The sequence below is a fragment of the Fodinibius sediminis genome, from assembly GCF_900182555.1.
Taxonomy (GTDB): domain Bacteria; phylum Bacteroidota; class Rhodothermia; order Balneolales; family Balneolaceae; genus Fodinibius; species Fodinibius sediminis.
On record NZ_FXTH01000034.1, the window covers coordinates 1 to 8,332 of the forward strand.

Here is an 8,332-nt window from a genome sequence, read left to right on the forward strand (position 1 = left end):
TGGCAAAACAACAATCAGGTCGCCAAAGACGTTATGCAATCGGCTGAATCTGATATTGGATTAACCGATGAACAACCAGCTCCGGAAGAGCCAAACTCAGATGAGATCAACCTGACAACTAAAACCAACTTCTAACGGCTGACTGTCAGATCAAGTCGTGGCTATTACAATTTATTTTTATTTCATTTGATAGAACAATCAACTCTCTCCTGATGGTTTACTAATGAAACTTTAATCCAGAAGCTTTTCAATCATAGAATTGACTTGATTACTTAAAACAGCACTTTCGAGAGTGTAAATCTAACTCTGTCTAGGTTGGTAATTTAAAATCTACTAACTTAGGCAAATCATGACACAAAAAGAACTAGATAAACTGCAAGAAAAAGCGTTGGCCCAGCTCAAGTCTGGCCAGTCGTTATTCGGCAAAGAAGGGGCGTTTGCTCCGATGCTTCAAAGCTTTATAGAGGCGGCCCTGGAGGCCGAGATGGATGCTCATCTGGACACCGATGAGCGCACCAAGGGCAACAAACGCAACGGCAAAGGTCGCAAAACCATCAAAAGTTCAGCGGGTAGTTTCGAGATCGAGACCCCGCAGGACCGGCAGAGTAGTTTCGATCCGCAGTTGATTAAGAAACGGGAAACGGTTCTGGCTGATAGTCTGCAAGACAAAATTATCGGTCTCTACGGGCTGGGCATGAGCCTACGGGACATCAGCGCTCACATCTCCGAGATGTACGACACCGAGCTTTCCCACACCGTGCTCTCCCAAATTACCGATCGCATTATCCCCGAAGTCAAAGCCTGGCAGTCCCGCCCGCTGGAAGCCGTCTACTGCATTGTGTGGCTGGATGCGATGCATTATAAAGTGCGTGAGGAAGGCCGGGTGACCCACAAGGCGCTCTACAACATCCTGGGCATCAACCGTGAGGGCTACAAGCAGGTGCTGGGATGCTATGTCTCTGAGAGCGAAGGGGCCAACTTCTGGCTGCAGGTGCTCTCCGACATGCAGAACCGAGGGCTCGAAGACATTCTGATCGCCTGTACGGACAACTTGACTGGGTTCAAAGAAGCTATTGAGAGTGTGTATCCAAAAGCTGATGTACAGTCTTGCATTGTCCACCAGATCCGTAACTCCCTGAAGTATGTAGCCAGCAAGGACTCCAAGGAGTTTATGCGGGACTTAAAGCGCGTATATCGAGCAGACACCAAAGATTTGGCAGAGCTAGCCCTGGATGAGTTAGCCAGCAAATGGGAAGCGAAATATCCTATTGTCATACAGTCTTGGCAGAATAACTGGGAAAAGCTAACCACCTACTTCCAGTACACTCAGCTGATCCGCAGGCTCATTTACACCACCAATGCGGTGGAAGGATACCACCGGCAACTGCGGAAAGTCACCAAAACAAAAGGAGCGTTTACCAGCGATATGGCCTTGCTCAAGCTGGTATATCTGGCGACCAAAAACATTGAGAAGAAATGGACATCGCCCTTGCAAAACTGGGCCTTAACCGTTCAGCAGCTAGCCATTCGATTTGGAGATCGGCTGCCACTGGACTTAACCCGTAACCCTGAAAAATAAACAAACCGGACAGAGTTTAGTTTACACACCCGCACTTTCTTTGGTAGTTAATAAATTAATATCATTAAACTGCTTATAAATACTCTTTTTCCAAGTCCAATGGTCGTCATACTCTGAATCTCCTAATAAGCCCAAGTGCTCAAGGCAGTATTTCTGACCATTTATTTCAAATGTGAAATCAGGTTCAATCCATTTACCTTTGGCATAAGGAAGTTTTTCTTCATACTTATATTCAATCTTATGCTCATATAGTAAGTTAGCAATAATGACTTCTGATTTTGAACGAACCCATTCACCTCTCACCGTCTCATGGATTTTATTGAGTTTGTGTTTATCAACTCCCAGATATCTACCAATATCTTGATGTAACTCTCTTGTTCCTTCAAAATTATTCAACAAGTAAACTAAAAAGTCTAGAAGGTCGTGCTTGTATTGCTTTTTTTCTTCTATATCTTTTGAAATATTCTCTATATCATTTTCATCCAATTGCGCTTTTGACGGCTTTATAATCAAACACTTCCCAGGCCTTTTGCTAAAGCTGACATCACCTTTACTGATAGCCCCATAAATTTCATTCATCAATATTTCGATATCATCATCTCTATTATTAAGCACAGCGGTAATCATTCCTGAACGGGTGCTATCTACAATTTCTTGAATGTTGTCACTTTCTATTTTTTCAAAAATATCTACATGTGTAAATGCTTTTGATTCTATAGAAATCAAGTTAGCATTTAAGAAAAATTGCAAGGTATCCTGGATCTCCTGGTCATGAAAATATTGTAAAGTCTTTATTGAAGAATTGTTGTTCGTAATTTTCTTCCACAGCCTGACTAACTCTTCTTCGTCGGGAAAGGATTTGTCAATAAAATGTGTTCTCCTTACCGATACATTTTTATTTGAGTAAAATAGATAGGCATCTGCTCCTTTACCATCTCTACCAGCCCGACCTATTTCCTGATAATATTGCTCTACTGACTCAGGGATCATAAAATGAACAACCAGATCAATATCTGGTATATCTATACCCATCCCAAAAGCATTCGTGGCAAAAATAACATTAAACTCATCATTTTGAATAGACTGAATAACATCTTGGCGTTCTTCACTACTCATATCACCATGGAAGTGGGTACTCTTAAAACCCTTCGACCTTGCTTTACTTGCTAAATCGACAGTCCCTCTTTTATTATACTTTCTATAAAGATATATAAGAGTTTTTTTCCCTTTATTTTCTTTTAAAAGCTTCCAAAGTCTTTGCTCTTTCTCATCTTCTTTTGCAAAAGTTTCAACATTAAGATTAACATCAAACCTTAGAAGAATTTCATCCTTTAAGATAGAACTACTTGAAATTCTAAAGTCCTGACAAATATCTCTTAACTCTTTGGGATTAATTGTAGCTGTCAGTCCCAGTACCCTGGGCCAATCATCTTTAAAGACCTTATTTAAAAAATTTGGAATCCGTTTATAAAAAGGTCGAAAATTAAATCCCCACTGGCTAACACAATGTATTTCATCAACTGTAACTAATCGAATGTCCTCCTTCCTTTGCTTAATGCAATACTCAAAATATCCATCAGTGGCTAGTCTCTCAGGACTGACAAAAATAAAATCAGGATCATAGTTTCCATTGCAGAACTTTGTCAAATCTTCTCTCAGTTCTTTTGAAGATATTCCGCTATGCGTAACAAGTACTTCAAAATTCAAATTTCTTAACTTTTCAGCTTGTTCATCTATAAGCGCTATAAGTGGTGAAATTACGAGTGTAGTACCACCTAGCGCTTTAGCAGATACCCAGTAAATTAGAGACTTTCCTCCACCAGTCTGCATCACTGCAACTGACGAACCTTCTTCAATTACATGATTAATAACTTTCCTTTGAAAGTCCTTTAGTTGCTCAAACTCTTCAACTAATGATGGAAAGTGATTTTCAAATACCTTGTCTGCTTTAGAAACCATATTCCATTCCGTCTTCCTGGTTACTTAACGAGTTAATCTCTTCTCTATATGTATCTGCAACAAATGTTAAGAAATAATCCAAAACAACAAATCGATAATCCTCCGGAAAACTCACAGACTTTTTTTAAATTCATTAGCAAGTAACTGTGACAACCTAAGACCATAGAGAGCAAAAAGATCATACGGATAAAAGTAATTTTGATGAGTGACGTTATACTTCTGTTCAATCATCAAAAATTGTGAATCCTGCTCACAGCCAAATGATTTTTTATCCGATAAGTACCACAATGCCCATAATCCATCGGGACTTCGATAAGGAAAAATATTAGGGTACTTCTTATAAAGGAAAATACTTTTTATTCCACCACCAATAACTCCACGCACGCTATAATCATCAGTTGTTAATGGCTCAAAGCCCATTTCCTCAATAGTCTCGGAGTTCAAAAAAATTTCCTTGTTATAAATTTCCTCTGAATATCTATCTGCAAATTTAACTAGATTTTCTACTTTTTGGTGTAGCTCCCCCGGATCAGCAGCAAAAAAATCTTTCCTGTACTTATCTAACTCTTCAGCTTGCGTATTTTGAAGGGTCTTCCTAATAATCGGACATTCATTCCTCAGCACTGTATTCTTGAAAGGACCTGGGTCAATTTTATATTCCTCAATATACTTTTGGTCCAAGAATTCTAAATATTTTTTCCGATCATTTTCAAAATCTACGATAGCTTCTTTGGACAAATTTAAAAGCGCCTCATCAGTACTGGTTTTCTTTTTTCTCTTAAATTTAGATCCAAACTTTTCTGAAAGTCGCTCAGCATCAGAAGATGACAAACTTGCACCCCCTCCAGTTTTGATAAATTGATCGAAATGATTTGGAAAGTTAGCCCTTATCTCCGTCCATACTCTCTCTATATGATCCTCGTCATAACAAATATCTTCTATATCATTAGGATAATACATAACTAAATATTTTTCATTGACGTATATCTTCGATTTGAAAAACCTTTAAAAACTCAGCCTGTAGGCTCATATAACTAAAGCTTTATTGATACAACATAGCTAAATAGGTTGACTCAGCTATTATTTGAAAAATAATCCCAAAATGCATCTTCATCTATCAGATGCGGTGTCAAAAAATCTCTAATCTTATCTATTTCTGGCAATAGTAACCTATCTGGTAGCCTTGTAAAACCTTCTCCCCAAAAATCCTCACTATTCGGAATTAAAAATTTAGCAATTAATCTTCTTGAAAAGTCAAATTTGTTTATATCTGTTTTGTTAACCAATGTACTAAAGGGAAATGGGGCAGCAGCATATGCTTCTTGCATAAAAAGTCGACTTGCTTTAGGAGGGCCAAATGCGATCAATCTAATAATTGCCACCTCCTCATTTGTATAATAGCTTATTGTATTTGTAAAGTTAGGCATTCCCAAAACATGTATAACCCCATAATCATCAGCATCTTTTTGAGCAAAGGAGGCAGCAACGTGGAGAGAATGGGTTAAATCAATTACAGGAGTTTCAGCTATATTATAGTGTTGTACTATTGCCCACTGTAATTCTTGATATTTAATTAAATCTGATGTCCCAGCAAATTTATTAGGGTTTTGTTGAAAGCTTTTTACTACCCCCTTCGTTGCTTCCTCAAACTTTTCAAACCTTTCTGTAATAGATACATTCTTTTCCCTCTCACGGTAAATAGTTGGTAAAATAGTTGTTTTATCCTCACTATTTTTATAATCCTGATCTTGACCTCGAAAGAATAGTACATAGTCCTGATTATAAAAGGATATCTGTGCAACTGCTTCCACAAGCTCTTTATAGGTTGCAATAAGGTATGGATCAGACTTCAATATTTTTTTATTGTCCCGTTCATATTTCCAATCTGCACTACCTTTGTCATTCCACTTTTCTTGGAGATTTAAATGTGAAAATGCTTTTTCAATTTTTCTCATATCAGAAACTGTTTGTGGAATGAATTTAAGACTCTATTTCTCTCACCTTATTCTCTTTATAACCATATGAACAAATAAAAGGAGTGTTTTTATCTTTAATAACATCCAAAATTTTCTTCCAAAGAATTAGCACTCTTAAGGATAACTTAAACAGATCGATCTGATCTGCTGTCCGGGTCATAAAAGCGAAAACGCGATAACCATCTTCATAATGCAGCTCAGTAGTTCGCTCTAGACCTTTTTTTGCCCTATCAAATAAAAAAACCACCGTATTTTCGGTATCTAAATCTGATAGTCGGCCATTTCCATATATGATTTCTATTTCGTCAGATGGTGAAATTCCATGTAAATAATCCAGTGCTTTAACAAGATTCTTGGGATAGTTGCGATCCAGGTAGATATTCATAGCGCTCAGTTTTTATTGCTTTTAGCATAATCCAAAGCAGCCTGTATTTCATTTTCTTTTAAGTCATATTGGTCAGCTAAAACTCCCACAGAATCTGGACCTGAATAAGCTTTGACAATTGATTCTACCCAGACTCCCTTTCCCTTGATAACGGGTCGTCCTCCACCTTCTTTGGGATCAATAACAACAAATTTTGAACCTTCGGAAGGCAAAATACGAGTGGCAACGCCCTCTGTATTAAACTCAATATCTCTAAAGAACTGTTTTATAATCTCAAGGTTATACTGACCAGTTCCGTCAAGCATAACGATATCTTCTTGAGTTAATTTGAATACGATATCATTACCTGATACTTCTAAGTCATCTCTGACATTATTGGTTGCAAACGGATATTTCTTATCTGTAATATTTCCCAGTTCCTCTCTTGCCTGAAGCACGCTCTGCAAGCTAAAACCATTATCTCGTAAGGTTCCTATGACAACCAATTCGATAAGGCCGTGAAAACTAATCCGGAGCTCGTTTAGATCTTCTTTTTCAGCTCCCGATAAGCCTTCATATTGAGCATTCATGAGCTCTTGGAACCATCTTCGTACTTTACCGTAACTGAGCTGCGTAATATCGGCAGCATCGTTGATCGAATATATTCCTTGATGTAACCCGAACTCTTTCATATCGCCATCTTTTTGTTTTGAATCTACAAAAACTTTTTGAACTGATTTTTCTTCCTCACTCATCATCGGCCGCCCATCTTGCAACCGTTCCCAGGCATCCAATACCAACCGCTTAGTGCGGTACTCTCCATGTTTCTTAATCTCTTTGTTTTTGAGTACCCGAAACGTCTCACCGGGGAAATCTTCGCCATAGACCTCTTCGGGATCTAATATATAGCGCAGCTCTTCTTCGGTTAAGCCATATAACTTGGCGTAGTAAGCATCCAGCTCGGCTTTTAAGATTGCGCGCCGTTCTTCATCCCACTCAAAAGGTTCACCATAATAGCCCAGCGACTTAGCATAGGGTCTAAGTTCATTTGATGTGAATGTTAATTCTAGAGCTCTAGACTTTATAAACTTCTTATCTTCATTATCAAATTGCTCAGGCTTAATAATTGGTAGCTGTTTTAGAATCCAAAAACTTAGATTGATTCCACTGAGAGCATTTTTAGCAAAATAATCTAGTACTATAGAATTTAAATTTGATAGAAGAAGTAATGAATCTTCATTTTTTATATTTGCTAAACTATTAATTGAATCCCCTAATCCGGTAAATGGGAAAATTGAAGCAATTACAGTTCGTGAATCAGTAGCCCTAGTAATCTTTCGAAAACCAAAAAGAAAGGTATTATTCTTATCCTCTTTAAATTTAGCATTAACCTTTTCTTCACTGATCCAATATCTTGAAAGATTTAACTTATCGGGATCAGCTTTCTTGTCAATTTTGACCTTACTAACATTATCACCTTCCGTATCATATTCGGCAAATCGGAAATCATATTGATGGATCATTTTACTTTCATAAACTGGGTAATAAATAGTCTTATCCAATTTAAATTTATTCCCAATCATTTCTGCTCCTTTCTCAGTTAATGCCTCATAAGAGTAGAATGCATCGGCATTTGATGACATATGTAAAGTACTCTTAGTATTTATATCCCAAGAGTTTATCCCCTTATTCTCCTTATCTGATTCCCTAATAAGTACAGGATGTTTTTTATGAATCTTTCTAGTCAATTCTGCATCTGGCTTTGTACGAAATATAGGGGTTGTTTTAGTATTCGGATTTATTCTAATAAAGTCTGCAGGTGTTAAATGGAATCTTCTAAGTTCATCATCTAATTGGTTTGGGTGTGTTAAGAAAAAAGCAAATTCTGTCTCCAGATCTTCCACTTTCCGAAATGCTTCTCCACCAAGAGTTAACAAGCAAAACTTGTAGCTCCGATGGACTCCTTCAAAGAGCCCTTCTCGATTTTCAAAATCAAATAGACTCAATATTGACTTATTTACTACAAGGTCAGCAAAGAACTCTGCATTAGTTTTATCGGTTGCGATACCAGTTGGTACAATAAAACCCGCTCTTCCATCAGCTTGAATAAGCCCTCGATCTAATCCGGAAAATAATTGGTAGGTATTAATATCCCCTTTTGCAGTTAAAGAAAAGCGTTTACTATATCGGACAAAAATATTGAGTGATTCTGTTTCCCGTTTTAAGCTCTCAAATTCATTATAAAGTTCAGCTCCTGTTTCCTTTAGTTTATTTATTAAGGGTCTTATGAAGTATAGCATGTTATAAAAGTTTGTAACATATTGCTATACAATGAATAACAAGTATTACAAGCGCTGGGGAATTTCTGAGGCCAAATTTCGGCATTTAATTCGATGTTTTTCGTTGGATTTAACCGCGACTGAAACGGCCGAATTGACCGGAATTTCGTTGCGC

6 protein-coding genes and 1 pseudogene are annotated in these 8,332 nt (G+C 37.6%); 2 read left to right on the top strand and 5 right to left on the bottom strand.

Going from position 1 to position 8,332, the window contains the following annotated elements; all coding sequences use genetic code 11:
- Positions 1-349: 349 nt before the first annotated feature.
- Positions 350-1,579, top strand: a complete 1,230-nt coding sequence (locus FN808_RS18570) for an IS256 family transposase (RefSeq protein ID WP_142716121.1) — start codon at positions 350-352, stop codon at positions 1,577-1,579.
- Positions 1,580-1,600: 21 nt separating this feature from the next.
- On the opposite strand, the gene FN808_RS18575 is transcribed toward FN808_RS18570, so the two are convergent.
- The 5 genes from FN808_RS18575 to FN808_RS18595 all read right to left on the bottom strand — a co-directional run bounded on the left by FN808_RS18575 (position 1,601) and on the right by FN808_RS18595 (position 8,178).
- Positions 1,601-3,538 carry a RecQ family ATP-dependent DNA helicase gene (locus FN808_RS18575; protein ID WP_142716123.1) on the bottom strand — a complete coding sequence of 646 codons (1,938 nt, stop codon included), beginning with the start codon at positions 3,536-3,538 and terminating at the stop codon, positions 1,601-1,603.
- 111 nt (positions 3,539-3,649) lie between these two features.
- Positions 3,650-4,498: a hypothetical protein gene (locus FN808_RS18580; protein WP_142716124.1), complete on the bottom strand. Its 849-nt coding sequence runs from the start codon at positions 4,496-4,498 to the stop codon at positions 3,650-3,652.
- A 113-nt stretch (positions 4,499-4,611) separates the two neighbouring features.
- On the bottom strand, positions 4,612-5,493 hold the full coding sequence (locus FN808_RS18585) for an FRG domain-containing protein (RefSeq protein WP_142716125.1): 882 nt from the start codon (positions 5,491-5,493) through the stop codon (positions 4,612-4,614).
- Between the two features lie 25 nt (positions 5,494-5,518).
- Positions 5,519-5,899, bottom strand: coding sequence for a hypothetical protein (locus FN808_RS18590; protein WP_142716126.1), 381 nt, complete (start codon positions 5,897-5,899; stop codon positions 5,519-5,521).
- Between the two features lie 5 nt (positions 5,900-5,904).
- Entirely contained in the window at positions 5,905-8,178 is a 2,274-nt protein-coding gene (locus tag FN808_RS18595) for a DUF433 domain-containing protein (protein ID WP_142716127.1), read from the bottom strand.
- A gap of 31 nt (positions 8,179-8,209) precedes the next feature.
- Between FN808_RS18595 and FN808_RS19295 the strand changes: the two are divergent.
- Positions 8,210-8,332 (top strand): annotated as a pseudogene (locus FN808_RS19295) (IS1595 family transposase); the annotation flags it as partial.